Source organism: Paeniglutamicibacter sp. GQ140, from assembly GCF_059759235.1.
Genome location: NZ_JCAXDW010000001.1, coordinates 205,121 through 231,137, shown reverse-complemented (window position 1 = coordinate 231,137; position 26,017 = coordinate 205,121). Strand labels below are relative to the sequence as shown.

Sequence of the window (26,017 nt, the reverse complement as noted above, 5' to 3'; positions counted from 1 at the left end):
TGTTTGGTCCTACGATGGGCAGATGACCAACCCGAGCGAACGCCCTCCCGTGGTGGGGGTGCTGCTGGCCGCCGGTTCGGGATCGCGCCTGGGCCGTGGTCCCAAGGCCCTGCTGCGCAAGCCGGACGGACGGAGCCTGCTGGAATCCGCCCTTGCTGCACTGCTGGGCGGAGGCTGCACCCGCGTCGTGGTGGTTCTGGGGGCCGAGGCCGAGCGGGTAGCGGCCGAGCTGAAAGACAAGGGACGCACCACCGTGCTGGTGAACGAGCACTGGGCCAGCGGAATGGGCTCGTCCCTGGCGCTGGGCCTGGAGACAGTCCCCGACGGCGCAGGTGCCCTGGTGGCCTTGGTGGACCAACCCGGCCTGAACGCGAAACTGGTCCGCCGGATCCTGGCCGAACACCGTCCGGCACGGATCACCGCCGCCGCCTACGGCCCCGACATCGCCCACCTGCGGCGCGGACACCCGGTGCTCTTCGCCCCGGGACACGTCGCCCCGGCGGCGGCCGCCGCCACCGGCGATAAAGGCGCGCGGGCCTACCTGGCCGGGCGCCGGGAGCTGGTCGACCTCGTTGACTGCTCGGATCTGGACACCGGACAGGACATCGACACCGTCGCCGACCTACACCTGCTCGAACGGCACTAGCGGCGGGACCTTGCCGGCTGCCTCCAGGGCCAGGTAGACGTCGTCGCGGCGGAACGGGGTCCGCGTGAAGCGGATCCCCGTGGCATCGCGCAGGGCATTGGCGAGCGCCGGGGCCACCGGATTGACGGGGCTCTCGCTCATGGACTTGGCACCGCGCGGCCCCAGCGCATCGGCGGTCTTGGCGAAGTAGACCTCGCTGCGCGGGACATCGGCAAAGGTGGGAATGTGGTATCGGCGCAACACGTCGGTTTCCACCTTCCCCGTGCCGTCGATGAGCAGCTCCTCAAAGAGCGTTGCGCCCAGCGCCTGGGCGATGCCTCCCTCGATCTGCCCGCGGCACTGGCGCGGGTTCACCACGACGCCCGCGTCGGCGGCCTGCACGCTTTGCAGGATGCGGATCTCGCCGGTGCGGGGATCCACCGCCACCCGAAACCCGTGCACGTTGAAGGCCACGGACCGCGGCGTGCCGCCCCAGCTGCCCTCGGCCCGGTGCCGCCCGCTGGGCACCGCGGCCCGGCGCAGCTGCCGGTGGGTGAAAAACTGGCCGGCGCAGGAAACGCCCGCGGGATGCAGCACGCAGTCCTCCACCTGCCCGGCACCGAGTTCGGCGGCCACCTCGCACAGCTGCTGGGCCAGGGCCCGGGCGGCGGCCTCGGTGGCCTTGCCCGCCACCACCGTTCCGGAGGATCCGTAGGCGCCGGTGTCGTGTTCGGTTAGCGAGGTGTCCGACTGCAGCAACACCACCGACTGCGCACCCGTTCCCAGCGCATCGGCGGCCAGCTGCGTGTGGACGGTCGAGGTGCCGTTGCCGAATTCAGCCGTCCCCACCTTCAGCACGAAGGTGCCGTCGCCGGCGGACTCGATGATCGAATGCGCGTGGTGCCCGCGCGGGGGCACCGTGGCGATCATGGACAGGGCGGTGCCCTCGCCGATCAGCCAATGCCCGTCCAGCTCGTGCCCGTCGGCGCCCCGGGCCGCTCCGCGCTGCAGGGCGTTGCGTGTCAGCTCCACGCACTGGTCCAGTCCGTAGGATCCGATGAGCAGGTCCGGTTCGGGGTCGGGGTGAAGCGAAAGCATGGCGTCATTTTCGCGCAGCATGGCGTTGGCCCTGAACTCCAGCGGGTCGGCCCCGAGCTTCCGGGCCAGTTCATCGAGGGCCGATTCGATGGCGAAGATGATCTGGCTCAACCCGTAGCCGCGGAACCCGCCGGAGGGCACGGTGTTGGTGTACACGGCGACCGCGTCCACGCGCTTGTTGGCCGCGTTGTAGACGGCCATGGACTCGGAACAACCGTGGAACATCACGCCCGGGGCATGGTTGCCGTAGGCCCCGGTGTCGGTGACCACGTCGATGGCCAGGGCCGTGAGCGTGCCGCCGGTGGTGCCCCCGACGCTGACCTTGACGGCGAAGGGATGGCGCGTGGTGGTGTCGGCGAACACCTCGCTGCGGGTGAGCTCGAGCCGGACCGGGCGCCGGAAGCGCAGTGCGGCAAGCGCCAACACGTCCTCCACCAACACCTCCTGTTTCCCGCCAAAGCCGCCGCCGACGCGCCCGGCAACCACTCGCACCGAGCCGGCGGGCAGCGAAAAGACCCTTTCGAGTGTCCTCTTCACCAGGAAGGGGACCTGCGTGGAGGAACGCAGGTTCAGCACCCCCGCCTCGTCGAACCACGCCGTGGCGCCGTGGGTCTCCAGGGCCACGTGCTGCACCCGCTGCGTGTTGAAGGTTTCGGTGTAGGTGGCGTCGCTTGCCGCAAGCGCCGCCTCCACGTCGCCGATCTCGTGGTGCACCTCCGCCGCTATGTTGCGTTGCACATTGGCGATGCGCGAGGCGGCGCCCTTGTCCCCGTGGAGGTGCGGGGCGCCGGGACGCAGGGAGTCGGCGGGGCAATGGCTTGCCGGAAGCAGCTCGTAGTCGATGACCAGGGCCCGGGCACCGGCCTCGGCCTGGGCCACGGAATCGGCAACCACCGCCGCGACCCGCTGGCCCACGAAGCGGACCACCGAATCGAAGACGAGCGAGTCGGCCGGATCGTCCTCCAGGACCTCGTGCTGGGCCGTGGAATACAGCACCCCCGGATCGTCCTGGTGGGTCAGCACCCCGCGGACCCCGGGCAGGGCCAGGGCCGCGGCTGCATCGATGGACAGGATGCGGGCATGGGCGTGCGGGGAGCGGGCCAGCACCAGGTGCAGCAGGCCGGGGTATTCGGCCTCGGGGACATCCATGGCGAAGCGGGCGGTGCCGGTCACGACGGCACGTGCCCCGGGGTCCCCGACGTTGCTGCCCACCTCGCCGTCCCGGGCCGCCGCCGCTTCGTCCAGCGCGCAACTTTCCCCGGGCGGGTGCGAACAGCCCTCCCCGTCGCGTCCCAGCACCGCATCCTCGATGGACCTGTAGCCGGTGCAGCGGCACAGGTTTCCCTTCAGGTTCCGGGGCAGGTCTTGCAGTTGCCCGTCGTCGAAGGTGGATGCCGTCATGATCAGTCCGGCGGTGCAGAAGCCGCATTGGAATCCCTGGGCCCTGGCCAGCTGTTCCTGCATGGGTGCCAGCCCGCCGTCGCTGCCCTGCTCCGCGGCAAGTCCCTCGATGGTGGTGATGCTCCGGCCCTCGGCGCGGGCAGCGGGGTAGAGGCAGGAATGCACCGGGTTCCCGTCGACGTGCACGGTGCAGGCCCCGCAGTCGCCGGCGTCGCAGCCCTTCTTCACGCCCAGGGCCCCTTCGGCGCGCAGGAAGGTGCGCAGGCACTGGCCCGGTGCCGGGACGCCGGCTGCGGGGGATCCGTTGACCTGGATGGACATGGGCGCTACCTTTGGCTTCCGGGGCCGGGGGAGGACAGCAGTTCGCCGAGCACTTCCACACCGAGCCGCCGGGTCATGGCCTGGCGCCAGGGGCGGCGCCCGTGGATGTCGTCGTGGTAGTCGGCAGGTGCAATGGCATCATCGAGCCGGGCCAGCAGCCGGGATGGCGTGGGATGGTCGCCGGGGCCAAAGCGCAGCTGCATCGGCCGGGTCGTGGAACCGGAGACGGTCAGTACCAGGAGCCCGTCCTGGTCCAGGCGCCCGATGACCATGGCGCCGGTCCTGCCCAGGTTGGTCAGCGACAGCCGGCGGAATGCAGTCCTGGCGCGCAACGCGTGGTCCGGAACGAAGATCGAGCGAATCAATTCTCCCGGGCGCAGGGTATTGGCGGCATCGCCCACCACGAAGTCGGCCACCATTTCGCGGCGAGTGCTTCCGTCCGGCGCGTGGATTTCCAGGCTCCCGTCCAGCGCGGCGCACAGCGAGATGACGGGGCCGGCCGGCAGCGAGGTGGCGATGTTCCCTCCCATGGTGGAGAGGTTCCAGATCTTGAAGGATGCGACGAACGAGTCGCAGGCGGGGCGGATGAGGTCGATGGCCCTCCACTGAGGTGGCACCGCGGGGTCTTCCGGCACGGCGTAGAGCTCGGCGATGGTGCAGGTGGAGGCGAACTCGATGCCGTCGGTGCGCACGGTGACGGGCGTCCAGCCCGCACTGGTCAGATCCAGCAGCCGGGTGAGGTTTGGGGACACCTCGGAGAAGAGCACGGTTCCGCCGGCCAGCCAGGCATCGCCGGTGCGGAACTCGCGGGGATCGGCCGTGGGGACCATTGCCTCTATGGTGTTCAGGTCCATGACGGGACCTCCCGCTTCAGTTGGTGGCCGGATGCCGTTTCCGTGGAGCATTGGCCCGGGGGCTGCCCATGGATGGGGCCCGAAGTGGAGCTCAGGGAGGAACCCGTTGCGCGCGGGGACCTGGCGGCGATGATCTCCGCGGCGATGCCGATGGCGACCTCGCCGGGGGTGCCGGCCTGCAGGTCGAGGCCGATGGGGGAGTGCAGCGCGGCCAGGGCCTCCTCGGGGACGGACGCCGCCCGCAACGCGCGCAGGCGGGATTCGTGGCTGGTCCGCGACCCCATGGCGCCGACGTAGGCGACGGGTTGGCCCAGTGCCAGGGCCAGCAGCGGGATGTCGAATTTCGGGTCGTGGGTCAGCACGCACAGCACCGTGCGTTCATCGACGCGGCCGGCGGCGATTTCGGCGGCCAGGTAGTCGTGCGGCCAGCGCGTGGAAATCTCGTCAGCCATGGTGAAGCGTGGCTGCAGGGTGAATGCGGAGCGGGCATCGCAGAGCGTGGTGGCGTATCCGAGCAGCGGGGCCAGCTTGAGCAGTTCCCCGGCGAAGCTGTTGGCCCCGAAGACGATCATGCGCGGCGGGGCGAGCCGCGACTCGACAAGCAACTCCAGGAGCTCGGTGCCGGGGAACCCTGCCTCCCGGTCGAGGCGGATGGTTCCGGTGCGACCGGCGGCAACCAAGGGAAGGCAGAACCCGGCGGCGAGTGCACCGGCCGGTGCCCCCACCAGCGGGGCCAGCAATGTGGCCAGGGACGGCACCGTCTGGGTGGCGGGTGCCGAAACCAGGGTTGCGCCGCAGGATCCGGCATCGATCCGGCGCACCAGCGCCACCGGATCCGCGGCGGGAAGCATCGCGAAGTCGCTCAGCAGCCCGTGCATGGGCGAGTCCGCGCCAAAGGGCCCAATGTGGACGTCCACTTCCCCTCCACACGTCAGCCCGGCGGCGAAGGGATCGTCGGGCGAATATCCGAAGTGTTCCCGGCGGGATGTCCCTTGAGCCAGGGCTTCGAGGGCCGCGGCGTGCACTGCGGCATCGATGCAGCCGCCGGAAAGCGCACCGGTGATCCGGCCACCTTCATGGATGAGCATCGAGGTGCCGATGGGATGCGGGGCCGACCCCCGCGTGCCCACGATGGTGGCCACCGCGAAGGATTCTCCGGCAGCCACCGTCGTGGCGTTCAACAAGGAATGGAGATTGAGCATGGCGGGCATCCCTGACGATGCAGACGGGGGTGGGCGTTGGGCGGGCGCGCCTTGGCCGGCTCCCGGTTCGTGTGGGTCGTGGTCATCGGGCTCGCCGGGCCTAATACTCGATGCGGGTCTCGAGCGCCGCCCAGAGGGCGAATGGCTCGTGGCGGTCGAAACCGGCCTCGGGGACGCGTTCGACAGGCATCAGCGCCGAACGCTCCGCCTCACCGCCGTCAAAGTACTCGTAGAAGGCGGCGTCGTCGAATCCGGCAGCAGCAGCCTCGTACCTGTCCGAGGCATAGACCACCCGAGAGACCCGTGCCCACAGTGCGGAGGCCAGGCACATCGGGCAGGGCTCGCAGCTGGAGTACAACACCGCGCCGGTGAGATCGAAGGTGCCAAGCGCCGTACATGCGGCACGGATGGCGGTGACTTCGGCGTGGGCGGTGGGGTCGTTGTTGGCCGTGACCCGGTTGACTCCCTCGAAGCGGGATCCGTCGGCGGCCACGATCAAGGCTCCGAAGGGACCGCCCGCGTTGCGGACGTTGTCCGCGGCAATGGCAACGGCCGCCGCGAGGTTCTTTGCTGAAACGGTGGTGTCGGTCATGGTGGCGACTTCCTTACCCATCAGGCGAAACGCCGGAGAAAGGATGCCTTCCCCCTGCAGGGAAGCCGGCGTCGGTAATCATCAACATAGCAAGTGAAGATGTACTAAGCCACCATCCGGGCAAGGCTAGGAGCGGGACCCGGCGATGGCGCGCAACCTCCGGATCACGGACACCGCATGCCACACGACGGCATAGGCCGCCAAGGCCACAACCAGGGCGGCGCCGCCGCGCGTAATGACGATCCACAGGAACGACCCGGCAGTGGCTGCGTCTTCCATGGCCGGTGTCGAACCCAGGCCGAGGACCGCGGCAGCCGCGGCGGGAACCACAAGGAACAGCGCCAGCAGCACGGTGCGCACCTTCCGGCCCACCCGTTCGCTTCTCTTCCCCCGATGCCCGGAGGCTTTCTGCCGTTTCAGGTACCAGATCACGATGAACGCCAGCCCGGCCAGGGTGCTGCCGTGCTGCAGGAGCCGGTAGACGGCGATCCCGGCAAAAGGCTCGCTGGCCAGCAACGGCACTCGTTCAACGACCCAACCGTAGGAATGCGTGAAGGAATCCCATGCAAGGTGCGTGAGAAGCCCGAGCATCAGCGAATAGAAGGTCCACAACGCAACCCGGGCACTCGTGGGCGGACGCCCCTTGAGCGCCGGCTTGTCCGGGACCCACGAGTCGGGAAGCGCCCACCGCAGCGGTTTCACCACGAGCCACAGGAACCCTGCCAGCACCAGCGCCAGCGGCAAGCCGACGGTCAGGATCTGGGAAAAATCGTGCGAGTTGGCGCCGTTGAGCATCGGTGCGTACCAAGCGCCGCTGGTGGAGGACACCATGGCGAAGTAGGGGACATCCGGGGCCATGGCTCCGGCGACCAAGGCAATCGGGACGAAGGGTTGCCGCAGGAAGGGCAGGACGGCAGCCGGGTGGGCCAGGGTGAAAGGCAAGGGATTCCTCGAAAAGTTGTTTCAGGGCCCACGGAGCAGCCAATGACTGGTGCGAATGGGCCTACCGTCAAGCCTAATCCTCCATGGACGCGTTCCGGGCTGAATCCGCTGTTGGCACCGCCACGTTGGCTGCAGTCTGGGACACGGCGCCCAAGTGCCGCCAGTGTATTGCCTAGTGTTTGGGTGCCGGCGTGATCAATCCGTCCGGGGTGGTGCCGACCGATGAAAAGGTGTGGGCGGTCTGAAGGATCATCTGCTGCATGGCCTGGGCGGCACGGGTCGGGGCCACGTCATTGCGGTGGACCAAGGCGACCGAACGGATCAGGCTCGGCTCCTTCAGCCTGACCGATCGCAATTCCGGGCGATCCACCATAACCATGGCGGGAACCACAGCGACGCCGAGGCCGCGTTCCACGCAGCGGAGCACCGCGTCCATTTCCGACCCCTCGAGAACAATCTTCGGGCTGAGTCCCGCTTCCCGGAAGGCCTGCATCGTTGCCGCCCGCAGGTCGTAGCTTTCGTGAAACGTGATCTGCGGAAGGCGCGCGAGCTCGGCCAATGTGAGCGATTCCCGGTTCTTGAACAAGGGGCTGTGAGCCGCGGCCGCGACCACCAGTTCCTCGGTGAGCAGCGGGATCCTCCGGAAACTTGCCGAAGCCGCCTGGGCATCCTCCGAGGTGGTGATGAGCGCCAGGTCCAAGGTGCCGCCGGCCAGCTCATCCAACAGACCATGCGAGCCGCTTTCGCTCAGGTGCAAGTCAATGCCCGGGTAAGCCGCATGGAACGCAGCCAGGACCTCGGCGACCATGCTGATGCACAGCGTCGGCGGAGCGCCGAGGCGGACCCGGCCCTTTCGCAGCCCGGCCAGCTCCTGCATCTCGTGGCGGACCGTCTCGGCATCGGCGAGCATCCGTCTGGCCACGGGAAGAAGAGCCTCGCCGGCGGCGGTCAGCGTGATGTTGCCCCTGGCCCGGTGGAAAAGTTCACTTCCGAGATCCGCTTCCAGGGTGGAGATCTGTCGGCTCAACGAGGGCTGGGCAAGGTGCAGATGCGCGGCGGCACGCGTGAAATGGCCGATGCGGGCCACCTCCACGAAACTTTGGAGCTGTTCCAGGTTCATGTTTGATAGCGTATCCGCATTGAAACGACTCAAACAATTCATTGGACGAATCATGGGCATGTTCCTAGCGTTGAATACATGAGAACAACGAATGCGAACGAGCAACAGATTTCCACCACGGTCCTGGTCATCGGCACCGGCGGATCCGGCCTGCGGGCCGCCATCGAGCTGGCCGAAATGGGGGTGGACGTGCTCGCCCTGGGCAAGCGCCCGCGCAACGACGCCCACACCTCGCTTGCCGCCGGCGGCATCAACGCGGCCCTTGGCACCATGGACAAGGACGACAGCTGGCAACAGCACGCAGCCGACACCATCAAGGAAAGTTACTTCCTGGCCAACCCGCACACCGTGGAGATCGTTGCCCGCGGTGCAGCGCAGGGAATCGGCGACCTGGAACGCTACGGCATGGGGTTCGCGCGGGAAGAGGACGGCCGCATCTCGCAGCGCTTCTTCGGTGCACACACCTTCCGCCGCACCGCCTTCGCCGGTGACTACACGGGGCTGGAAATCCAGCGCAGCCTGGTGAACCGGGCCGAGCAACTGCAGATCCCGATCCTTGACTCGGTGTACGTCACCCGGCTGCTGGTGAAGGACTACCAGGTCTTTGGCGCCTACGGCTTCGATATCAACACCGGCAAGCGCTACCTCATCCATGCAGACTCGGTCATCCTGGCCGCCGGGGGCCACACCCGCATCTGGCGCCGCACCTCCTCGCGCCGGGACGAGAACACCGGGGATGCCTTCCGCCTGGCCGTGGACGCCGGCGCGCGGTTGCGCGACCCCGAGCTGGTCCAGTTCCACCCCTCCGGCATCATCGAACCGGAAAGCGCGGCGGGCACGCTGATTTCCGAGGCAGCCCGCGGCGAGGGCGGCATACTGCGCAACGCGTTGGGGGAGCGGTTCATGGAACGCTACGACCCGATCCGCAAGGAACTCTCCACCCGCGACCGCGTGGCCCTGGCTGCCTACACCGAAATCAAGGAAGGCCGCGGCACCAAGAACGGCGGCGTCTGGCTCGATGTATCACACCTGCCACGTGAAACCATCATGGAGCGGCTGCCGCGCGTCTACCAGACCATGATGGAGGAACAGATGCTCGACATCACCGCCGAGCCCATCGAGATCGCCCCCACCGCCCACTACTCCATGGGCGGGGTCTGGGTCCGCCCGGAGGACCACGGCACCGACGTCTCGGGGCTCTACGCCATCGGCGAGGCCTCCAGCGGACTGCACGGGGCCAACCGGCTGGGCGGCAACTCGCTGATCGAGCTGCTGGTCTTCGGGCGCATCGTCGCACGCGCCGCGGCCAAGTATTCGGCCTCCCTGGAATCCCAGCCGCGTTCGGCCGGCGCCATCGCCGGCGCCCGGGCGGAGATCGAGGACCTGCTGGCGGCAGACGGGACGGAAAACGTCCGGGAGCTTCAGCGCGCCATCCGGAACATGATGACCGACCATGCGGGCGTGGTGCGGGACGAGGAGGGCCTGTTGGCCGGCCTGGCGAAACTGGACTCGATCGAGGAGCGCATGGAGGCCGTGGGGATCCACCCCGACATTGCCGGCTACCAGGACCTCGCCCATGTATTCGACCTGAAGGGATCCGCGCTGGCCGCCAGGGCCACCCTCGAGGCGGCGCTCGAGCGCCGGGAGACCCGTGGCTGCCACAACCGCAGCGACTACCCCCGGATGGACGAATCCCTGCGGGTCAACCTGGTGTGGTCGCCGACAGCAGGGATTGTTCGTGAGGAGATCCCGGACGTTTCCATGGAAGTCGCCGAGCTCATCAAGGAGGTCTCAAGCGTCGGAAAGCTCGTGGAGTAGCGGGCAGGACGGTGCTGCCTGCGGCCCCGGCGGCCATTCCCGACGCAGGGGAAGGCCGCCCGGGCCGCAGGCATTTCGCGGCGGCTAGTGCTGTTCGGCCGGGTCGGCCACGGGCTTGACGCGGAAGGTGATGACGGCGAACAGGACTGCGGCCAGGCCCGCTCCCAAGGCGAAGACGAGGAAGTTCGAGTTGACGCCGAGCCCGGCGGCCAGCAGCAGCCCGCCCACCTGCGGGGCGGCGACGGCGCCGATGCGGCCCATGCCCATTGCCCAGCCCAGCGCGGTGCCGCGCAGACGCTCCGGGTAGTGGTTGGCGACGGCGGCGATGAGCAGCGCCGCGGTGCCGTGGGTGCCCACGCCGGCGAGGATCAACATCGCATAGACGACCCCGACCGGGGGAGTGGTCATGATGACTGCCAGCCCGATCCCGGCCACCAGGGCCGCGGCGGCCGCGGCGGGGGCGGCGCCAAAGCGGTCTCCGGCCCAGGCCGTGACGACGGAGCCTGCCACGGCGCCCAGGTTCAGGGCCAGCGCGAAAGTCAGGGCTGAGCCCAGGTCGTACCCGGCCTGTTCCATCAGGCTGGGCAGCCAGGTGCCCAGGCCGTACCAGGCGAAGAGGATGGCCAGCGAAGCCACCGCGAAGAGCACCGAGGCACGGGCATAGGGTGCGCGGAGCAGTTGGCCAAAACCCGACCCGCGGCGCGCGCCCGGCCCGCTGCGGTGCTTGAAGGAGAGGGTTTCTGGCAGGTAGCGGAAGCCCATCGGCACCACCACGACCAGCGCGATGATTGCAATCAGGAACATCGCCTCCCAGCCGAAGGCCGGGATGACCCAGATGCCGGTGACAGCGGCGATCGAACCGCCGATGGGCACACCCGACATCATCAACGTGGCCATGGTCGAGCGCCAGCGGTCCGGCACCAATTCGGCCACCATCGCGTTGGCCGAGGGAACGAGGCCACCCAGGCCGATTCCGGCCAGCAGACGGAGGGCACCGAAGACCAGGGGGTTCGGGGCGAAGGCGCACAGGATGGTGAGGGTGGAGAAGAGGATCGAGCAGGCCAGGATGGTCCGGCGCCGACCCAGCACGTCGGCCAGCCGTCCGGCCCCGAGCGCACCGATCATCATGCCCACGAAGGCCAGCGAGCCGATGGTGCCCATGGTCGTCGGGGTCAGGCCCCAGTCATCGATCGCGAGCAGGGATGACTGCACGGTGCCGTACACGATGAGGTCGTATCCGTCGAAAACCACCAACAGCCAACAGGTCACAATGGCCAGCACGGCCTTGCGGTTTGAGAGGTTCTTGGGCTGTGACGGCTGCGCCGAATCGCCGGTGTTCTGTCCGGTAGGACCCGCAACGGCGCCCGTTGTGGAAAAAGTCATAGGTACAAGTGTTGCCGGTCTCAGTGTGACGGCACATATAATTCTGATGTGCAGAAATTACGGGTAAGCCGCGAGATCCCCCGCTACCCCATCGAGGCGGTCGACAACGCCCTGAAGCTCATTGAGCTGTTGCGCGACCATGGTTCCGTCCGGCTCAAGGACGCGGCCGCCGAGCTCGGCGTCTCGCCCTCCACCGTCCATCGCCTGCTGGCCATGCTCATCTATCGCGGCTTTGCCGAACGCGCGAGGGGCCGCGGCTACGTACCCGGTCCCGCGCTCGGGGCAGGGCCTGCCGGCCACGGCAGGATCAGCGAGCTGCGTGCCCTGGCGCAGCCGCTGCTGGAGGAGCTGGCTGCCACGGTGCGGGAAACCGTGAACCTGATGGTGCGCGTGGGCGGGGAAGTCCGCTTCCTGTCCACCGTCGAGGGATCCCGGCCGGTGCGTGTCGGCGACCGCCAGGGGACGGTGCTGCCCGCCCACCGGGCCTCGGCCGGAAAGGCCATGCTGGCCCGGCTCGACCCGAACGAGCTCGAGCAGCTCTACCGCGGGGAAATGGCCACCGCACGCCGACTCAATGAGGAGGACTACGCCGCCCTGGTGCGCGAACTCGGAATCGTCCGGGAACGCGGGTTTGCCGCCAACTTCGAGGGGACCGAAGAGGGGGTCAGCGCGCTGGGAATGGCCATAACCAACGAAGATGGCGAGGTGGTCTGCGGCATCAGCGTGGCCATCCCGCAATCCCGTTTCCGGGAGGTGTTCGACGCGGGCCTGCTCGGGCAGACGGCGCGCACCGCCAAATTGCTGGAAGAGCGGCTGGGCGCGGTTTCCGGCGGCTCTGGGCCGGACCGGGACCAGCCGCCCTCGGCCGGGTAGTTCCGGCGCGGGCGCCGGATTGGAACCCGTTCGATGGCGCCGGGCCGCGGGCAACACCGGCCCCTGGAGTGCGGGGCTCTGGTGTGGATCCCCTTCGGGAACGACAATGAAGCGTGGGGGCCGAAGCGGGAACCCCGGGAAGGGAAGTGGCATGGAGAACGCCATCTCGGTGCAGGGCCTTGCCAAGCGCTTCGCCCACCGCGAGGCGTTGCGCGGCATCGACTTCGAGATCCCGCGCGGCAGCGTCTTCGGGGTGATCGGGCCCAACGGGGCCGGCAAGACCACCGCCATGCGCTGCCTGCTGGACATCATCAGGCCCACCGCCGGGAGTGTGCGGGTGCTGGGCACCGATCCGCGCCGGGCAGGCCCGGAGATCCGCCGCCGCATCGGATACCTGCCGGGCGAACTCGCCCTGGAGCGGAGGATCACCGGGCGGAGGATGATGGACCACTTTGCCGCCATCAGCGGACCCGTGGCACCCGGCCGGGTCGAGGAACTCGCCTCACGGCTGGGACTCGAGCTGGACCGGCAGTCGCGCAAGCTCTCCAAGGGCAACAAGCAGAAGCTCGGACTGGTGCAGGCGTTCATGCACGATCCGGAGCTGCTGATCCTCGACGAACCCACCTCCGGCCTGGACCCGCTGATGCAGCGGGAGTTCCTCGGCATGGTCGAGGATGCCCGCGGGCGCGGGCAGACACTCTTTCTGTCCTCCCACTTGATCGGGGAGATCGAACAGGCGGCGGACCGCGTGGCGATCCTGCGCGACGGATTGATCGTGCGCACCGCCACCGTCGAAGAGCTGCGGGCAGGTGCCCGTCGCCGGCTGCGTGTTCTGGCCGCCACCGACCCCGTAACACTGGCCGCGGCACTTAAACCGCTCCCCGGCCTTCAGCTGCTGGACGCCGAACGGCTCGGCGAAGGGGCCGGCGCGCTCGAGGCGAGATTCTCCGGCGAGGTCGGTGCGCTCCTGCACGCCCTGGCCGGGATCGAGGTGCTCGACCTGGTCCTTGAGGAGCCGGACCTGGAGGAAGCGGTGCTCGAGCTCTACGGCTCACCTCCCGGGAACGGACGCCATCGCGCGGGGGAGCCGCGGCCATGACGCCCGCCGCCCGCCGCCCGTTCCTTCCGCTGACGGGCAAGGCGCTGTTGGACACCTGGCGTTCCACGCTCGTCTGGGCCCTGGTGCTCCTGTCCGTGCTGGCGCTCTACCTTCCGCTCTACCCGTCCATGGCCGGCCCGGAAATGGAGAAACTGCTCGCCTCCCTGCCCGAGGAGCTGATCCGGGCGCTGAACTACGACCAGATCGCGACGGGCGCCGGCTACGCCCAGGCGACCTTCTTCGGCCTGCTGGGATTCATGCTCTCCTCGGCCGTGGCCATCGGCACCGGGGCGGCGGCCATCGGCGAGGACGAGGACGCTGGCCTGCTCGAACTCACGCTTGCCCACGGGGTGACGCGCACCCAGGTGGTTCTGGAACGGTCCCTGGCGCTGTTGCTGCGCATGGCCTTCCTGATGGTGGTGATCTATGCGGGGGTGCTGGCGCTGAACGGGCCCTCGGAGCTGGGCCTTGACGCCGGAACGCTCTTCCAGGCGGTGGCGCAGTTCCTGCTGCTGGTCCTGCTTGGCGGCACCGCGGCGCTGCTGGGCGGGGCCGTGGGCGGGCATCGGACGCACGGAACCGCTGCCGGTGCCCTGGTGGCGGTCGGGGGTTACGTGCTCAACGCGCTGGGCAACCAAGGCGAGGACCTGCAATGGATGCACGCCTTCTCCCCGTACCACTGGGCGCTCGGCGGGCAGCCCGTGGCCAACGGCGTGGACTGGAGCGCGTTTTGGGGACTGGCGGGCCTGAACGTCCTTTTCGTTGCGCTCGCCGTCCTCGCGCTGCGCCACCGCGATGTCGGGGGAGCATAGCGGCGGGATCCGGACCTGCGACTGACTCAGTCCGTTGACAACATCCCGACAGATCCGGCTCGTCGGCGGCGCATTGTTGGAAGAAACCGGCCGTGCATGCCGGAGCACCACCAGGTTCAGCTGCAGGCGGCCGCTGAGGGGAACGCCCACGGCAACGAAGAGGACAATTGCGCTGGCGTCGGTTGCATCCGCGGCCGACGCGACGGGAGCCGCCTCCGACCCGACCGCCGGCACCACGCAGTCGGCGCCCTCCGGAGGCGGTGGTCACGGACGGGACACCCACCCGGGACCACTCAGACGCGGTGGTCGGGCGCCGGGGCGTCGACTCGGGACCGCGTGGCCGGCGACATCCTCGAAGCGCTCGGCAGCTGTCAACACAACATGGATTCTTGTGCGGGGGCGCTGATCTCAAAAAGTTGAACCAGGGTCGAGAAAAGCATTGTTTCCTGAAAATGTGACATGTACCATTGCATAGATCGGTGATGCAGGGCACATGGGTGACGAAGCCCACCTTCTCAAGGAGACCAAATGAGTAGCAACGAAACACTCGACAGAACGGCCCGAAACGGGAGCGGCGGCGACGGATCAAAATCTACGAGCCCAGGAGGGTTGAAACGTGTCGTGGCTGCCGCAATGGCTGGAACCGTCGCGGAGTGGTATGAATTCTTTCTTTATGGAACTGCGTCGGCCCTGGTCTTCGGAACGCACTTCTTCCGGCAGACAGGCAATCCGGTCGATGGTGTGATTGCTGCATTTGCGCTCTATGCCGTGGGCTTCGCCGCCCGGCCGATCGGCGGACTGGTCTTCGGTCACTTCGGCGACCGCATCGGCCGAAAGGCGTTGCTCCAGCTGAGCCTTGTCGTCGTTGGCATCACGACGTTTCTCATGGGCTGCCTTCCCACCTTTGATGTCATTGGGTACTGGGCGCCCGCACTTCTGGTGACCCTGCGCCTGATCCAGGGCTTTGCCTTCGGAGGCGAGTGGGGAGGTGCAATCATCCTGGTGAGCGAGCACAGCCCCGACAACAGGCGCGGCTTCTGGGCAAGCTGGCCGCAGGCGGGTGTCCCGATGGGCAACCTGGTTGCCACGCTCGTCCTCCTTGGACTGTCCAGTGCCTTGCCCGAAGAGGCATTCCTTTCATGGGGCTGGCGCGTGGCGTTCTGGTTCTCCGCCGTGGTGGTCCTGATCGGCTACTGGATTCGCACGAAGGTCGATGACGCGCCGATTTTCAAGGAGGCCCAGGCCCGCCAGGCTGCTTCGCAGGAGGTCCAGCCCGGCGTCCTCCACGTCTTGCGTTACCACTGGCGCGCAGTGTTGATCGGCGTTGGCGCCAGGTTCGCGGAAAACATCCTCTACTACCTCGTGGTCACCTTTTCGATCACGTACCTCAAGCTGGTCGTCGAGATGGATACCTCGCGGATCCTCCTGCTGATGTTTGGCGCGCACTTCCTGCATTTCTGCATGATCCCGCTCGTCGGCCTGCTCTCGGACATCGTCGGCCGCAAGCCCGTCTACCTGACCGGAGCCGTGCTGACCGCATTCTGGGGATTCGTCGGATTCCCGATGATGGACACCGGCAACGACTGGATTGTCATGGCCGCAATCACATTGGGCCTGGCCATAGAGTCGTTGACCTACGCGCCGTACTCGGCGCTGATGACCGAAATGTTCCCCACCAACGTGCGTTACACGGCGCTTTCGCTTTGCTACCAGTTTGCGCCGATCCTTGCCGGGTCCCTGGCCCCGCTCATCGCGCTCTCGCTGCTGCAGAAGTTCGATTCGTCGACGCCGATTGCCCTCTACCTTGTCGGTGCAGCGGTCATTTCCATTGTCGCCGTTTCGTTCGCCAAGGAGACCAAGGGCAAGTCGCTACGCGATGTTGACGACGAGTCGGCGTTGCGTACCAACGTCCCGGCCTAGGCGCTCCCTCCTGTAGCCGCCCGAAAGACTTAAGGAATAACTATGGACATGCTCACCAGCATCAACGATGCGATCTGGAACCCCATGGCGTACTTCGCCCTGGCCGTCGGATTGTTCTTCACCGTACTAACCGGTTTCGTCCAGTTCCGGCGATTCCCTGACATGATCCGCCAGATCATGAGCAAGAAGAACAGCTCGGACGGCATCTCGCCGGTCCAGGCGTTGCTCCTGACCCTGGCAAGCCGCGTGGGCGTGGGCAACATCGCCGGTGTTGCAACGGCGATCGCTGCCGGCGGCCCCGGCGCGCTGTTCTGGATGGTGGTCTGCGCACTGCTCGGATCGGCCAGCTCCTTCGCCGAATCCATCCTGGCCCAGGTCTACAAGCGCCGCATCAACGGCGAACACCGCGGCGGCATGCCGTTCTACATAGAGCACGGACTGAAGCTTAAGTGGCTGGCCGTCACGGTGTCGTTCGTGGCCATGGTCGGCTACGGGTTCGTGTTCCCGGGCGTCCAGTCCAACAACATCGCCTCCAGCGTCGAGACCGCGTTCAGCGTTCCCACCTGGGTCAGCGCCGTTGGCATCACCGCACTCATGGCATTCGTCATCATCGGCGGGACCAAGCGCATCGTCGGTGCCGCACAGTTGATGGTCCCGGTGATGGCCGTGGGTTACATCCTTGCCGCACTGGTGATCGTCGCCGTGAACTTCGAGCAGATCATTCCAACCATCGGCCTGATCCTGTCCTCGGCCTTCGGCGCCCACCAGGTCTTCGGCGGCATCGTCGGTGCGGCCGTGGCCTGGGGCGTGCGACGCGCGGTGTTCTCCAATGTCGCCGGTGTGGGGGAGGGGACCTACGGCGCCGCAGCCGCATCGGTGTCCCACCCTGCCAAGCAGGGCCTGGTCCAGGCCTTCTCGATCTACATCGATACCGTTGTAGTCTGCTCCGCCACCGGCCTCATGATTATCATGACCGGCTCCTACAACGTCACGGCCCCCGATGGCACGGTCCTCATCCAAGGCGTGCCAGACCTTAAGGCCGGCGCCGCATACACCCAGCAGGCCATCAGTACCGTGTTGCCGGGCGTTGGCCCGGGGTTCGTGGCCGTCGCGCTCTTCTTCTTCGCCTTCACCACGCTCGTTGCGTTCTTCTACATCGCCAAGACCAATCTCGTCTACCTCACCGGTCGCGACGACAGCCCGGTGCTGGACTGGGCCTTGAAACTGGGCATGCTCGGTATCACATTCTTCGGCGGCATCGTCAGCGCCGATGCGATGTGGGCGATCGGCGACATCGGTTACGGGACCCTGGGCTGGATCAATATGCTCTGCCTGTTGGCGCTCACGTCGGTGGTCTACAAGGTCAGCCGCGACTACGACAGGCAGTGCAAGGCCGGCCTGGACCCCGTCTTCGACCCCATTTCCCTGTCCATTCGAGGCGCCGACTTCTGGGTCGAGGAGGCGGCGGAAATCGCCAAGAACCAGGCGTCTTTGGCTGCTGGCGGGTCCCGGAAGAACTAATTTGATCCGCCCCTTCCTTCTGTGCAATGTCACATGATACTATCGAAATGTGATGTACGGCATGGAGCCGAAAGCATCGCCCCCAACTTTGCAAAACACTGAAAAGTCCGCTTGAAAGGAACACAACATGAGCACCACCAAGAAGCCCTGGCACGGAGTCATCGTCGCATCGGCGCTGCAGTTCAAGGATGACCACTCGGTCGACTACGAAGCATTTGCCGACCACGTTCGCTTCCTTGCCAGCAGCGGCTGCGACGGCATCGCCCCGAATGGCTCGCTGGGTGAGTACCAGACCCTGTCCGACGAAGAACGCGCGAAGGTCATCGAGACCGCTGTTGCCGCCGCACCCGAGGGCTTCGTAGTCATGGCCGGCGTTGGCGCCTACGGCGGACTGCAGACCCAGAAGTGGGCACAGCATGCCAAAGATGCCGGCGCTCACGCCATCATGTGCCTGCCACCGAACACCTACCGTGCAACCGACGACGAGGTAGTCGAGCACTTCCGCCTCGCCGCCTCCGCAGGCCTGCCGGTAGTGGCCTACAACAACCCGATCGACACCAAGGTCGACCTCACCCCGGCGCTGGTGGCACGCCTGTTCCACGAAGGCCTGATCGTCGGCATCAAGGAATTCACCGGCGATCCGCGTCGTGCCTACGAAATCAAGGAACTGGCACCGGGCATGGACATCCTCATCGGCACCGATGACACCGTCCTGGAAATGGGCCTCGCCGGCGCCGTTGGATGGGTTGCCGGATACCCGAACGCCATCCCACATGCCACCGTCGAGCTCTACCGCCTGGCCACCTCCGGCAACCTTGCCGACATGGAGCGCGCCCGGGAAATCTACCGCGACCTGCACTCGCTGCTGCGCTGGGACACCAAGACCGAGTTCGTCCAGTCGATCAAGCTGTCGATGGATGTCGTCGGTCTCAACGGCGGCCCCTGCCGCCCGCCGCGCGGCCCGCTCACCGACGCCGTCCGGGCCGCCGTCATCGCAGACACCGAGGCAGCTGTCGCCAAGGGTTACAAGTAACCTCAAAGCTCCGGTGCTGTTGGCCGACCCCACGGGGCCGGCCAACAGCGCCACCTCACCAACAACGATTTACCGGAGAACTTGAACCATGCGCACCAACAGGATCTTCCACGCAGTGGATTCCCACACCGAAGGCATGCCGACCCGCGTCATTACCGGGGGCATCGGCACCATTCCCGGTGACACCATGGCAGAGCGTCGCCTCTGGTTCATGGAGCACAGCGATTGGATCCGCACCCTGTTGATGTGCGAACCGCGCGGACACGCCTCGATGAGCGGCGCGATCCTGCAACCCCCCACGCGCCCCGACGCCGACTACGGCGTCCTGTACATCGAGGTCTCCGGACTGCTGCCCATGTGCGGACACGGAACCATCGGAGTGGCCACCGTGCTGGTGGAAACCGGCATGGTCGAGGTCCAGGAACCCGTGACCACCGTGCGCCTGGACACCCCGGCCGGCCTGGTCATCGCCGAGGTCGCCGTCAAGGACGGCCAGGCCGAATCCGTGACCATCCGCAACGTGCCCTCCTACAGTGACCGCCTGGACGCATCGGTCGAGGTCCCGGGCTACGGCACCGTGAACTACGATCTCGCCTTCGGCGGCAACTTCTACGCCGTCGTCGAGCTCGATGACCTGGACCTGCCGTTCGAACGCGAACGCAAGGACGACCTGATCACCGCCGGCCTGGCCATCATGGACGCCATCAATGTGGCCGACGAGCCCGTGCACCGCGAACGCGACGACATCCGCGGCGTCCACCACGTCTACCTCAAGGCTCCGGGCTCCACCGCCGAGCACTCCCGCCACGCCATGGCCATCTACCCGGGCTGGTTCGACCGCTCGCCGTGCGGCACCGGCACCAGCGCCCGCATGGCCCAACTCCATGCCCGCGGCGAACTGGCGCTGGACACAGACTTCATCAACGAGTCCTACATCGGCTCGCAATTCACTGGCCGTTTGGTCGAGGAAACCACCGTCGGAGGCCTGCCCGCCGTCATCCCCACCGTGACCGGACGGGCCTGGATCACCGGCACCGCCCAATATTTCCTTGACCCGAGTGACCCATTCCCGGAGGGATTCCTGCTGTGAACCTGCCATATTTCGACGCTGCCGAGGTTCGCGCCTCGCTTCCCTTTGACCGCGCCATCGCCGCCATCGAGGATGCGCTTCGCGGCCAGACGGATCCGGAAATCGACGGCCCGCGCATCTTTGCGCCGGCACCCGATGGCGAATTTCTGCTGATGCCGGCGATCGGCCAGGGCTACACCGGGCTCAAGGTCGCAACCATCGCCCCGCTGAACCCGGCCAAGGGTGAAGAGAAAATCCAGGGCGTCTACCTGCTCTTTGGCTCCTCGAACCTCACGCCGATCGCTTCAATGGACGGCGCGGAACTCACTGCCATCCGCACCCCGGCGGCGACACTGACAGCGGTCAAGAACATCGCAGAAGCGCCGGGCGGCACTCCGTTCACACGAACGCCGAAGGTGCTGGTCTTCGGGGCAGGAGCACAAGCGCTCAACCACATCCGGGCCGCCAAGTCGGTCTTCCCCGAGGGCACCTTCGCCGTGGTGGGCCAGCGGATCGAGCGGATCCAGGCACTGGTCGAACAGCTGGCGACCGAAGACATCACCGTCACCCGCGGCACGGTGGAGGATGTGCCGAACGCGGATGTGATCCTGTGCGTCACCTCCTCGCCAACACCGCTCTTTGACGGATCGCTGCCGGCCGACCACGCCATCATCGCCTCGGTGGGGCAGCACGGGCTCGACGCCCGCGAGGTCGACGAGACGCTCGTCAAGCGCTCAGAGGTCGTCGTCGAGGGACGTGCTTCCTCTTGGCGCGAAAGCGGGGATTTGATCCCCGCACGTAGCGTCGAAGAGTGGAAAGAGATCAACCCGGCAAACCTCAAGGACCTGGTGAACGGCAAATTCAGCCGCGTCGGGGGCAAGCCGACGCTTTACACGGGTGTGGGCATGGCCTGGGAAGACTTGGTTTCCGCCGCAGTGGTGTATGAAGATCACAGGAGTAACAACGCATGAGCGCACCTGTAAAAATCGGAGAACAAACCATGACCGGCAATTCAAAATTCACCATCGAAAAGCTCGACCGCCAGATGAGCCTGCGTGAGACGGTCACCGAGCGGCTCCGCACCTCGATCATCTCGGGTGACCTGGTGGAAGGAGAGCTGTACTCTGCACCCAGTTTGGGCGCGGCCTTCGGCGTCTCGGCAACTCCGGTACGCGAAGCCATGATGGACCTTGTCCGTGAGGGGCTGGTTGAGACAGTCAAGAACAAGGGCTTCAGGATCACCGGCATGACGGACGCAGAACTCGAGGAAATCGCCGAGATCCGGCTGCTGGTGGAACCGGCAGCGACCAAACGTGCCCTGGAAGCGGTTCCAAGTGACAGCATTTCCGACCTCCGTTCGCTGGCAGACGTCATCGTTCGCACAGCCCGGGACAAGGACCCGGAAGCGTACCTTGCCGCAGACCGTGAGTTTCACGCACGACTGCTGAGCTTTGCGGGAAACAAGCAACTTGTTGAACTGGCAACGTCGCTGCGCCTGCGCACGCGAATGTATGGCCTCAAGACGCTCATGGACAACGACCAGCTTGACGGCTCGGCCCAGGAACACCACGAAATGATCGATTGTGTGGAACGGGGCGACGGAGAGGCGATCTACGAATTGATGATCCGCCACATCAACCATGCTCGGGGCATGTGGAACACCGGCACCCCGGACCAAGATGCACCAGAGCAGAACACCCAGTAACCAGGAGTACACATGAATGCGCCCAGCGACGTGATCGTCATCGGTGCCGGAGTCATTGGTTCGGCGATTGCATATTTCGCCACCATGCAGGGACTCTCCGTGACCGTGCTGGAGCGCGGCCTTCCGGCAAGCGGAACCAGCTCCGCCTGCGAGGGCAACATCCTGGTGTCGGACAAGGAACTAGGCCCGGAACTCGAGCTGACAAAGTTCTCGCTTGACACCTGGCGCGGCGACCTGGCCGAGCACGCAGCCCACTGGGAATTCGAGTCCAAGGGTGGCATCATCGTCGCCTCCCGGGAATCCTCCCTTGCCTCGCTGGACCGCCTGACCAAGGCGCAGGCCGACTACGGGATCGACGTCGAACGGGTCGACATCCCGCGGCTGCGCGAATTCGAGCCCAACATTTCCCCCGACGCGCTGGGTGCTGCATGGTACCCGGACGACTGCCAGGTCCAGCCGATGCTGGTTGCAGGGCACCTGCTCAAGTTGGCCCGGGCCGCCGGCACCACGGTCATCACCAACACCATGGTCACCGGGTTTGTGCGCAACGGCGACACCGTCACCGGGGTGAAGACCGACCGCGGGCAATTCCACGCCCCGGCAGTCGTCAACGCCGCGGGCAGCTGGTCCGAGGACATCGCGGCACTGGCAGGGGTCAACGTGCCGGTCAAGCCCCGCAAGGGCTTTGTCATGGTCACCGAACCGTTGCCGCCGATGGTGCACCACAAGGTGTACGCGGCCGAGTACGTGGACAACGTTGGCAGCTCCGACGCCGGACTGCAGTCCTCGCCGGTGGTCGAGGGAACCCCAGCCGGGTCAATCTTGATCGGCTCCTCCCGAGAGCGCGTCGGATTCGACCGCAGCGTCAACACCGACGCCCTGCGCCAGATGGCCGCCAACGCCATCGCGCTCTTCCCGTTCCTGGAGAAGACGCGGATCATCCGCCACTACCACGGCTTCCGCCCCTACTGCCCGGACCACCTGCCGGTCATCGGCCACGACCCGCGCGCGCCTGGCCTCTGGCACGCCAGCGGCTACGAAGGCGCGGGCATCGGCCTGTCCGCCGGCACAGGAAAGCTCGTGGCCCAGGCCCTGGCCGGATTGGTCCCCGACATGTCACTGGCGCCCTTCGCCCCCGAACGCTTCGGCGCATTCACCCCGACCGGCAACGTCCCACAGGAGTCAGCAGCATGAGCACCACACCGCGGCGGATCACCGTGACACTCAACGACGCCCGGGTGACGGCCGATGCCGGCCAGAGCGTCGGCGCCGTCCTGATGGGCCAAGGAATCAAGGCCTGGCGCACCACCCGCAACGAGGGCAAGCCGCGCGGCCTGTTCTGCGGCATCGGCGCTTGCTACGACTGCCTGGTCACCATCGACGGACAAGCCAACCAGCGGGCCTGCCTGGTCGAAGCGACCGAATCCATGACCATTGAAGGGGACTTCAACGCATGAGCCCCCACGAGGAAATTGCCTTCTCCGTAGCAGTCATTGGTGCAGGCCCGGCGGGCCTGGCCGCCGCGGTTGCCGCGGCCGAACGAGGCGCCAGGGTCGTCGTCCTCGACGCCGGCGCCCAGCCCGGCGGCCAGTTTTGGCGCCACCGCCCCGAGTCCGTCGTTACCGAATCCGATGGCCACGGCCACCACGGCTGGAAGACCTACCTGGATTTGCGCGCACGCTTCGACGCGGCCATCTCCCGCGGCTTGCTGCGCTACTTGCCCAACACCCAGGTGTGGATGATCGAACGCGAGGATGCCGGCCGCTTTGTGTTGCGGCTGACCCCGGCCACCGGCACCGCAATCGACACTGCAACGGTGCGCGCCGACAAACTGGTTTCCTGCAGCGGCGGCTACGACCGCCAGCTGCCGGTACCCGGATGGGACCTGCCCGGGGTCATGGCCGCCGGCGGGATCCAGGCGTTCATCAAGGCCAACGGCGCCCTGCCGGGCAAGCGCTTTGTGGTGGCCGGGACCGGGCCCTTCCTGCTGCCGGTGGCCGCAAACATTGCCGAGGCCGGCGGCAAGGTCGTGGCAGTGTGCGAATCCGCCTCGCTGGCCAACTGGCTCCCGCACCTGGGCGCCGCAAGCGGCGTACCGGGCAAGGCCCTCGAGGGTGCGGAGTACGCTGCCGCCTTTGCCAGGCACCGCATCCGCTACCGCACGCGCACGGTGGTCACCGAGGTGCTGGGGGAGTCCAGCGCATCCTCGGTGCGCATCGCCAAAGTCGACGCCGAGGGGGCCGTGATTGCGGGAACTGACCTGCTGCTTGAGGACGTGGACGTCGTTGGTTTCGGCTGGGGGTTCACCCCTCAGATCGAACTTACCGTCGCCTTGGGGGCAGCGACGCGCATCGATGCCGACGGCTCGCTGGTCTGCGTGGTCGACGGCCGGCAGGCATCCAACGTGCCCGGTCTTTACCTCGCCGGCGAGGTGACGGGCGTTGGCGGTGCCGTGCTGGCCGTGGCCGAGGGGCTCGTTGCCGGGGCCGCGGCAGCCAACGGCGAGGCACCGGGAGCCGGCACCGCGCGGCAGATCCGGCGCCACCGCCGGTTCGCCGGGGCCATGCACCGGGCGCACCCGGTCCCCGAAAAGTGGGACGAGATGCTGACCGACGACACCCTGGTGTGCAGGTGCGAGGAGGTACGCCATGCCGAGGTCGCACACGCCCGCGACACACTTGGCGCCACGGATGCACGCACCATGAAGTCCTTCACCCGCGCCGGGATGGGCTGGTGCCAGGGCAGGGTCTGCGGCTTCGCTGTCTCCTGCCTTTCCGCCAAGGGCACCGAGGATGCAGGGGCCGAAGCCGCATCGCTGGCGGCCATCGCCAAGCGCCCCGTCGCCGCCCCGCTGACCCTGGGCGAGATCAGCACCATGGACTCCCGGCAACCCCGGGACGCATGACCGCCCACCCAAGTTTTCGACCCGCGGATTGCCTCCGCATCTCCATCTACTTCCCCGTGAAAGGACCACGCCAATCATGACGACCACCATCACCGTCACCCCGACGACAGCCACCGAGCTCGAGGAAATCCTCGTTGCCGCCCAGCAGGCGGCGGCCCCTTGGGCCGCACTGCGCCCCTCCGAGCGCGCCGCCGTACTGGATGCGGTTGCAGACGCCCTCGATGCCGCGGCAGGCACCCTCGTCCCGATAGCCATGGCGGAGACCAACCTGCCGCAGGCCCGCCTGACGGGAGAGCTCAAGCGCACCACCTTCCAGCTGCGCCTCTTTGGAGAGGTGCTGCGCGACGGCGCCTACCTCGACGCACGCATCGACCACGCCGATGCTCAGTGGCCGATGGGCGCACCGCGCCCCGACCTGCGCCGCGTGCTCGAGCCGATGGGCCCGGTCGTTGTCTTCGCCGCCAGCAACTTCCCGTTCGCCTTCTCCGTGGCAGGCGGCGACACCGCCTCCGCGTGGGCCGCCGGCAACCCCGTCATCCTCAAGGCCCACTCGGGCCACCCGGAACTCTCGAAGGCCACGGCCAACACCATCGCCGAGGCATTGGGGGCGGCCGGCGTTCCGGCCGGCGTCTTCGCCCTGGTCATGGGCACCGAGGCGGGCGCCACCGCGTTGAAGGATCCACGCGTCAAGGCGGCTGGCTTCACCGGATCCATCCCCGGCGGCCGCGCCCTCTTCGACATGGCCAACGCCCGCCCGGAACCGATCCCGTTCTACGGCGAGCTCGGTTCCAACAACCCCGTCTTCGTCACCGCCGCCGCTGCGGCCGAGCGCGGCGTCGCGATCGCCGACGAATTCGTCGCATCCTTCACCATGGGCGCCGGACAGTTCTGCACCAAGCCGGGAACGCTCTTCGTCCCGCGCGGTTCGGGCATCGTCTCAACCCTGCGCGCCACGCAAATGCCCGCCGCAGCTGCCCTGCTCAACGGCCGCATCCAGGCTGGCTACGTCGAGGTGCTTGGGGCCCTGCAGGGCCACGAAAAGGTCCAGGTCCTGGCCCAGGGCTCGGACCCGCTGGCCGATCCGCCGAGCCCGACCCTGCTGCTCACCAGCGCCGAGGACCTGTTGGCACACCCGGAGTCCCTGCAGACCGAGTGCTTCGGCCCGACCGCACTGGTCGTCGAGTACACCGACGAGTCGGAACTCGTTGCCCTGGCTGAAAGCTTCGAGGGCCAGCTGACCGCCACCCTTGTGGGCACCGAAAACTGCGAGGTCGCCGACCTGATCGAGGTGCTCTCCCGCAAGGCGGGCCGCGTGTTGTGGAACCAGTGGCCGACCGGCGTCTCGGTGACCTATGCGCAGCAGCATGGCGGCCCGTACCCGGCAACCACCTCCGTGGGCAGCACTTCCGTGGGCACCGCAGCGATCTCCCGCTTCCTGCGTCCTGTGGCATATCAGGGCTTTCCGCAGGGACTGCTTCCCGAGGCGTTGCAGGATGCCAATCCGCTGAACGTGCCGCAGATGGTCAACGGCAAGCGATAGCCCTCTGCCTGTCGGATTCCCCGAGGAACGAGCCGGCCAGCGGTTCGATTCTCGGGGCCGGTGCGAATCGCGGGATGAACCTCATAAGCGGTGCAGGAAGAACGTGACTTATGGTCGGCATACTGTCACGGGATCGCAATCCAGCGGCCTTAACGCAGGTAGCGGTTCCGCGGTGCACGAATGC

General features: G+C 67.1%; 22 protein-coding genes. 15 read left to right on the top strand and 7 right to left on the bottom strand.

The annotated features are described in order from the left end of the window. Positions 1–22 precede the first annotated feature (22 nt). Complete coding sequence (locus tag AC6CHY_RS01040; RefSeq protein ID WP_498225135.1) at positions 23–646, top strand: nucleotidyltransferase family protein; 624 nt, start codon at positions 23–25, stop codon at positions 644–646. Here AC6CHY_RS01040 and AC6CHY_RS01035 read toward each other — a convergent pair. From AC6CHY_RS01035 to AC6CHY_RS01010, 6 genes are all read right to left on the bottom strand, one after another. Continuing rightward, entirely contained in the window at positions 623–3,445 is a 2,823-nt protein-coding gene (locus tag AC6CHY_RS01035) for a molybdopterin-dependent oxidoreductase (protein ID WP_498225134.1), read from the bottom strand. The genes AC6CHY_RS01040 and AC6CHY_RS01035 overlap by 24 nt on opposite strands. Positions 3,446–3,450: 5 nt before the next feature. Further along, the gene (locus AC6CHY_RS01030; RefSeq protein WP_498225133.1) at positions 3,451–4,299 is read right to left on the bottom strand and encodes an FAD binding domain-containing protein; all 849 of its coding nucleotides are present in this window, start codon (positions 4,297–4,299) and stop codon (positions 3,451–3,453) included. Continuing rightward, positions 4,290–5,501, bottom strand: a complete 1,212-nt coding sequence (locus AC6CHY_RS01025; RefSeq protein ID WP_498225132.1) for an XdhC family protein — start codon at positions 5,499–5,501, stop codon at positions 4,290–4,292. Before AC6CHY_RS01025 ends, AC6CHY_RS01030 begins: the two co-directional genes overlap by 10 nt. 100 nt (positions 5,502–5,601) lie before the next feature. Continuing rightward, positions 5,602–6,093: a nucleoside deaminase gene (locus tag AC6CHY_RS01020; RefSeq protein ID WP_217387434.1), complete on the bottom strand. Its 492-nt coding sequence runs from the start codon at positions 6,091–6,093 to the stop codon at positions 5,602–5,604. 126 nt (positions 6,094–6,219) lie between these two features. After that, a complete protein-coding gene (locus AC6CHY_RS01015; RefSeq protein ID WP_217387435.1) occupies positions 6,220–7,035 on the bottom strand; it encodes a DUF4184 family protein in 816 nt (271 codons plus the stop codon). A gap of 172 nt (positions 7,036–7,207) precedes the next feature. Beyond that, positions 7,208–8,155, bottom strand: a complete 948-nt coding sequence (locus AC6CHY_RS01010) for a LysR family transcriptional regulator (RefSeq protein WP_498225131.1) — start codon at positions 8,153–8,155, stop codon at positions 7,208–7,210. A gap of 108 nt (positions 8,156–8,263) precedes the next feature. Here AC6CHY_RS01010 and AC6CHY_RS01005 point away from each other — a divergent pair, with 108 nt between their 5' ends. Beyond that, the gene (locus tag AC6CHY_RS01005; RefSeq protein WP_498225345.1) at positions 8,264–9,973 is read left to right on the top strand and encodes an L-aspartate oxidase; all 1,710 of its coding nucleotides are present in this window, start codon (positions 8,264–8,266) and stop codon (positions 9,971–9,973) included. Between the two features lie 84 nt (positions 9,974–10,057). Here AC6CHY_RS01005 and AC6CHY_RS01000 read toward each other — a convergent pair whose 3' ends face one another. Then, on the bottom strand, positions 10,058–11,356 hold the full coding sequence (locus tag AC6CHY_RS01000) for an MFS transporter (protein ID WP_498225130.1): 1,299 nt from the start codon (positions 11,354–11,356) through the stop codon (positions 10,058–10,060). Positions 11,357–11,404: 48 nt separating this feature from the next. Between AC6CHY_RS01000 and AC6CHY_RS00995 the strand changes: the two genes are divergently transcribed. From AC6CHY_RS00995 to AC6CHY_RS00935, 13 genes are all read left to right on the top strand, one after another. Next, positions 11,405–12,229 (top strand): IclR family transcriptional regulator, encoded by an 825-nt coding sequence (locus AC6CHY_RS00995; RefSeq protein WP_498225129.1) that lies wholly within the window; start codon positions 11,405–11,407, stop codon positions 12,227–12,229. A 151-nt stretch (positions 12,230–12,380) separates the two neighbouring features. After that, positions 12,381–13,328: an ABC transporter ATP-binding protein gene (locus AC6CHY_RS00990; RefSeq protein ID WP_217387440.1), complete on the top strand. Its 948-nt coding sequence runs from the start codon at positions 12,381–12,383 to the stop codon at positions 13,326–13,328. Continuing rightward, entirely contained in the window at positions 13,325–14,140 is an 816-nt protein-coding gene (locus tag AC6CHY_RS00985; protein WP_217387441.1) for an ABC transporter permease subunit, read from the top strand. The genes AC6CHY_RS00990 and AC6CHY_RS00985 overlap by 4 nt, the downstream gene beginning before the upstream one ends. 528 nt (positions 14,141–14,668) lie before the next feature. Further along, a complete protein-coding gene (gene abaF / locus AC6CHY_RS00980) occupies positions 14,669–16,060 on the top strand; it encodes a fosfomycin efflux MFS transporter AbaF (protein ID WP_217387442.1) in 1,392 nt (463 codons plus the stop codon). A gap of 42 nt (positions 16,061–16,102) precedes the next feature. After that, positions 16,103–17,581, top strand: a complete 1,479-nt coding sequence (locus tag AC6CHY_RS00975; protein ID WP_217387443.1) for an alanine/glycine:cation symporter family protein — start codon at positions 16,103–16,105, stop codon at positions 17,579–17,581. Between the two features lie 127 nt (positions 17,582–17,708). After that, complete coding sequence (locus AC6CHY_RS00970; RefSeq protein WP_217387444.1) at positions 17,709–18,614, top strand: dihydrodipicolinate synthase family protein; 906 nt, start codon at positions 17,709–17,711, stop codon at positions 18,612–18,614. 88 nt (positions 18,615–18,702) lie between these two features. After that, positions 18,703–19,704: a proline racemase family protein gene (locus AC6CHY_RS00965; RefSeq protein WP_217387445.1), complete on the top strand. Its 1,002-nt coding sequence runs from the start codon at positions 18,703–18,705 to the stop codon at positions 19,702–19,704. Next, positions 19,701–20,654 (top strand): ornithine cyclodeaminase family protein, encoded by a 954-nt coding sequence (locus tag AC6CHY_RS00960; protein ID WP_498225128.1) that lies wholly within the window; start codon positions 19,701–19,703, stop codon positions 20,652–20,654. Before AC6CHY_RS00965 ends, AC6CHY_RS00960 begins: the two co-directional genes overlap by 4 nt. Further along, a complete protein-coding gene (locus AC6CHY_RS00955; RefSeq protein ID WP_254455751.1) occupies positions 20,651–21,388 on the top strand; it encodes a GntR family transcriptional regulator in 738 nt (245 codons plus the stop codon). Before AC6CHY_RS00960 ends, AC6CHY_RS00955 begins: the two co-directional genes overlap by 4 nt. Before the next feature lie 12 nt (positions 21,389–21,400). Further along, positions 21,401–22,582: an NAD(P)/FAD-dependent oxidoreductase gene (locus tag AC6CHY_RS00950; protein ID WP_217387447.1), complete on the top strand. Its 1,182-nt coding sequence runs from the start codon at positions 21,401–21,403 to the stop codon at positions 22,580–22,582. Further along, the gene (locus AC6CHY_RS00945) at positions 22,579–22,845 is read left to right on the top strand and encodes a (2Fe-2S)-binding protein (RefSeq protein ID WP_217387448.1); all 267 of its coding nucleotides are present in this window, start codon (positions 22,579–22,581) and stop codon (positions 22,843–22,845) included. The genes AC6CHY_RS00950 and AC6CHY_RS00945 overlap by 4 nt, the downstream gene beginning before the upstream one ends. Continuing rightward, positions 22,842–24,293 carry an FAD/NAD(P)-dependent oxidoreductase gene (locus AC6CHY_RS00940; RefSeq protein ID WP_217387449.1) on the top strand — a complete coding sequence of 484 codons (1,452 nt, stop codon included), beginning with the start codon at positions 22,842–22,844 and terminating at the stop codon, positions 24,291–24,293. Before AC6CHY_RS00945 ends, AC6CHY_RS00940 begins: the two co-directional genes overlap by 4 nt. 76 nt (positions 24,294–24,369) lie before the next feature. Beyond that, a complete protein-coding gene (locus tag AC6CHY_RS00935; RefSeq protein WP_217387450.1) occupies positions 24,370–25,833 on the top strand; it encodes an aldehyde dehydrogenase (NADP(+)) in 1,464 nt (487 codons plus the stop codon). The last annotated feature ends 184 nt before the right edge of the window (positions 25,834–26,017 follow it).

Coding starts and splice junctions, on each gene's coding strand:
- AC6CHY_RS00965 (WP_217387445.1), top strand. CDS start 18,703: ATGCGCACCAACAGGATCTTCCACGCAGTGGATTCCCACACCGAAGGC.
- AC6CHY_RS00985 (WP_217387441.1), top strand. CDS start 13,325: ATGACGCCCGCCGCCCGCCGCCCGTTCCTTCCGCTGACGGGCAAGGCG.
- AC6CHY_RS00970 (WP_217387444.1), top strand. CDS start 17,709: ATGAGCACCACCAAGAAGCCCTGGCACGGAGTCATCGTCGCATCGGCG.
- AC6CHY_RS00940 (WP_217387449.1), top strand. CDS start 22,842: ATGAGCCCCCACGAGGAAATTGCCTTCTCCGTAGCAGTCATTGGTGCA.
- AC6CHY_RS01035 (WP_498225134.1), bottom strand. CDS start 3,445: ATGTCCATCCAGGTCAACGGATCCCCCGCAGCCGGCGTCCCGGCACCG.
- AC6CHY_RS00975 (WP_217387443.1), top strand. CDS start 16,103: ATGGACATGCTCACCAGCATCAACGATGCGATCTGGAACCCCATGGCG.
- AC6CHY_RS00950 (WP_217387447.1), top strand. CDS start 21,401: ATGAATGCGCCCAGCGACGTGATCGTCATCGGTGCCGGAGTCATTGGT.
- AC6CHY_RS01040 (WP_498225135.1), top strand. CDS start 23: ATGACCAACCCGAGCGAACGCCCTCCCGTGGTGGGGGTGCTGCTGGCC.
- AC6CHY_RS00990 (WP_217387440.1), top strand. CDS start 12,381: ATGGAGAACGCCATCTCGGTGCAGGGCCTTGCCAAGCGCTTCGCCCAC.
- AC6CHY_RS01010 (WP_498225131.1), bottom strand. CDS start 8,155: ATGAACCTGGAACAGCTCCAAAGTTTCGTGGAGGTGGCCCGCATCGGC.
- AC6CHY_RS01025 (WP_498225132.1), bottom strand. CDS start 5,501: ATGCTCAATCTCCATTCCTTGTTGAACGCCACGACGGTGGCTGCCGGA.
- AC6CHY_RS00945 (WP_217387448.1), top strand. CDS start 22,579: ATGAGCACCACACCGCGGCGGATCACCGTGACACTCAACGACGCCCGG.
- AC6CHY_RS00935 (WP_217387450.1), top strand. CDS start 24,370: ATGACGACCACCATCACCGTCACCCCGACGACAGCCACCGAGCTCGAG.
- AC6CHY_RS00955 (WP_254455751.1), top strand. CDS start 20,651: ATGAGCGCACCTGTAAAAATCGGAGAACAAACCATGACCGGCAATTCA.
- AC6CHY_RS01000 (WP_498225130.1), bottom strand. CDS start 11,356: ATGACTTTTTCCACAACGGGCGCCGTTGCGGGTCCTACCGGACAGAAC.
- abaF (WP_217387442.1), top strand. CDS start 14,669: ATGAGTAGCAACGAAACACTCGACAGAACGGCCCGAAACGGGAGCGGC.
- AC6CHY_RS01020 (WP_217387434.1), bottom strand. CDS start 6,093: ATGACCGACACCACCGTTTCAGCAAAGAACCTCGCGGCGGCCGTTGCC.
- AC6CHY_RS01030 (WP_498225133.1), bottom strand. CDS start 4,299: ATGGACCTGAACACCATAGAGGCAATGGTCCCCACGGCCGATCCCCGC.